The 2,798-nt window shown below is 50.2% G+C and carries 5 protein-coding genes; all 5 read right to left on the minus strand.

The features are described 5' to 3' along the window. Positions 1-4 precede the first annotated feature (4 nt). Positions 5-418 (minus strand): monovalent cation/H(+) antiporter subunit G, encoded by a 414-nt coding sequence (gene mnhG / locus ON064_RS17905; RefSeq protein ID WP_244201660.1) that lies wholly within the window; start codon positions 416-418, stop codon positions 5-7. Continuing rightward, positions 369-647, minus strand: coding sequence for a Na(+)/H(+) antiporter subunit F1 (locus ON064_RS17910; RefSeq protein WP_121301096.1), 279 nt, complete (start codon positions 645-647; stop codon positions 369-371). The genes mnhG and ON064_RS17910 overlap by 50 nt, the downstream gene beginning before the upstream one ends. Further along, a complete protein-coding gene (locus tag ON064_RS17915; protein WP_121301097.1) occupies positions 644-1,123 on the minus strand; it encodes a Na+/H+ antiporter subunit E in 480 nt (159 codons plus the stop codon). Before ON064_RS17915 ends, ON064_RS17910 begins: the two co-directional genes overlap by 4 nt. 6 nt (positions 1,124-1,129) lie before the next feature. Then, on the minus strand, positions 1,130-2,611 hold the full coding sequence (locus ON064_RS17920) for a Na+/H+ antiporter subunit D (protein ID WP_274625829.1): 1,482 nt from the start codon (positions 2,609-2,611) through the stop codon (positions 1,130-1,132). Beyond that, on the minus strand, positions 2,604-2,798 hold a 195-nt coding region (locus tag ON064_RS17925; RefSeq protein WP_274625830.1), incomplete at its 5' end, for an NADH-quinone oxidoreductase subunit K. The genes ON064_RS17920 and ON064_RS17925, both read right to left, overlap by 8 nt.

The raw sequence follows: 2,798 nt of genomic DNA on the forward strand, positions 1-2,798 counted from the left end.
TTTTTTATTCGTTTTCAAGTTCTTCCTGCTGGTTGTTTTTGCGCTTTTCAATTGCAGGGCCCATATCGTCACGCACCGTTTCTTCCGCGACTTTAATGCCTGTCATGTATGCGGCACGGCCGATCAGATGACCAGCAACCGGCTGCGTGATGAACAAGAAGGCGATGGCGATGACCATCTGCGTATTGAAGATGCCTTCATTAAACCAAAAATGGACGAAGGTTCCGAGCAGGATTGATAATACACCGAGTGTCGAACTCTTAGAGGCTGCGTGTGTCCTTGTGTAGACATCTGGCAGCCTGACGAGCCCGAGAGCAGTGACGGCGCTGAACAGGACGCCAGTGCCGATTAAAAGGATGATTAGGATATCAACGAGGATCTCGATCGAAAATCTCCCCTCTCTCCAGGAATTTCGCAAAGGCGGCCGTTCCGATAAAGGACAGAATGCTCATCAAGAGAATGACCTCCAGGAAAAATTCCGTCTCAATAATTAAGGACAATAAAGCAACAATCGACACGAGCGTCACGCCGATCGCATCGAGTGCCACGACGCGGTCTGCAACCGTCGGGCCTTTGACGAGGCGGAACAAGAGGCCAGCAAAAGAAATGCTGACGATGAACAGGGAAACCCAATAAAACATCATCATGACCGGCTCACCTCCAATATCGCCCGTTCAAACGTATTCTTGATAGATGACACGGCCGAGTCAATGTCTTCGAAATCCAAGGCATGGATATAAAGGCGTTTTTGATCTTCGGAAATGCCGATTACCAAAGTGCCTGGCGTTAATGTGATCAATGCGGACAGCAAGGTTACTTGCCAGTCGTCATCGAGTTCCGTTTCCATTTCGAAAATGGCCGGTTTGATGTTCATGTTCGGGCTTATGACGATCGACAGCACCTGGATGCTTGACATGAAAAGTTCACGAAGGAACAACAGGAACAGTGAGATCAACGCCCAGACGCGTAGGATGTACAGCCGTTTTGAGAAAAACCGGCGCATCAAGATGATGATGCCGAGGCCAATCAGAAAGCCGATGACGAATCCGGAAGGAGTGAACGACACGGTCATGAACATCCAGACGAGCGCCAGGAAAAAATTCAATAGAACTTGTAAAGACATAGTGACCTACTCCTTTAATACCGCGTCAATATAGAGCGATGGATTCAGTAGCACTTCACCTGCGTCCGAAATGAACGGCATGAAGAGTTCCGCACCGGCGCCGAGGAATACAGTCAAGGCGACGAGTATAGCTGTCGGGACGAACATCGATAGATAATGTTTTCGATCAATGGTGACAATCTTCACCGGTTCTCCCCAGAATGCATAGATGAAGATCCGGACAACACTTAGCAACACGAGCAAGCTAGTCGCCAGGATTACGAGGCTGCCCCAGAAGTGGGTGCCTTCAAAACCTCCTTGGACAATTAGCAATTTGCCGGGAAATCCACTGAGTGGGGGAATGCCGGCAAGGCCGAATGCCGCGACCAGGAAGGTCCAGCCAAAGAGCGGATAGCTCTTGATCAAACCGCCCATCTTGCGCAAATCGCTGGTGCCGAAAATGACGGTCAAGATGCCCACTAGAAGGAACAGTGCCGCTTTAATGAGCATGTCGTGGATCAAATAGAAAATGGAGCCTTCGACACCCGCTGCGTTCATTTGCGAAATACCGAACAAGATGACGCCAACCGCAATGATGATGTTGTAGATGATGATCTTTTTTACATCAAAATACGCAAGCGCCCCGACGCAGCCGGCCAAGATGGTCAAGATAGCGATGATCGCCAGCAGTTCGTGGGTAAAACCGGTATTCATCGTGAAGAATAAGGTATAGGTTCTCATGATGGCGTAGACGCCGACTTTCGTCAGCAAGGCGCCGAATAAGGCGAGAATGGCCATGGGTGGAGCAAAATAGGAACCTGGCAGCCAGAAGTATAGCGGGAAAATCGCCGCTTTGAAACCGAAGACGACCAGGAACAGGACGGCAATGACCGTCAAGATGCCGACTGCTTCGATCTCAGGGATCTTGACAGCCAAGTCGGCCATATTGAGCGTACCGGTAACGGAGTAAAGGTAAGCGACGGCCGAAACGAACAATGCCGATGAAATGATGTTCACCAGCAAGTACTTAATTGATTCGCGCAGCTGCGGCTTTTCACCGCCGTGAACGATCAAAGCATAAGAAGCCATCAACAACACTTCGATGAAGACGAACAAGTTGAAGATATCGCCTGTTGTGAAGGCGCCGTTAACTCCGGTCATCAAGAACAGGACAGCTGGATAATAGAACGACTGCTCGCGCTTCACGCCAATCGTCGGGATGCTGTAAAACAATACGAACAGCGTGACGATAGTGGAACTCAGTACCAATAGCACCGAGAACATATCGGATACCATAGAGATGCCGAACGGGGCAGGCCAGCTGCCGAGCGTGACAGCTTGGACGCCATCACTGTTAACTTTCGAGAATAGCACAAGCGCCGAAGCGAGTGTCGCGACAACGCCGGCAATCGCCACTGCGCGTTGCATGTGCAGCTTTTTCGGGAACAGCATCAAGATGGCGGCAAAAATCAATGGAATGACTACGGGGAACAAAGCTAAATTACTCATAATCTTCTGTACCTCTCAATAGCTCCATATTGTCTGTGCCAAGTTCCTGGTAGGCACGGTAGGCGAGCACCAAGAAAAATGACGTGACCGCGAACGAAATAACGATCGCTGTCAAAATCAGCGCCTGTGGCAGAGGGTCGGCATAATCGCTAACCGTTACCCCATCAGCCACAACAGGCGGCGCAGT

Origin of the sequence: Planococcus sp. A6 (assembly GCF_028823615.1) — a bacterium.
Classification (GTDB): domain Bacteria; phylum Bacillota; class Bacilli; order Bacillales_A; family Planococcaceae; genus Planococcus.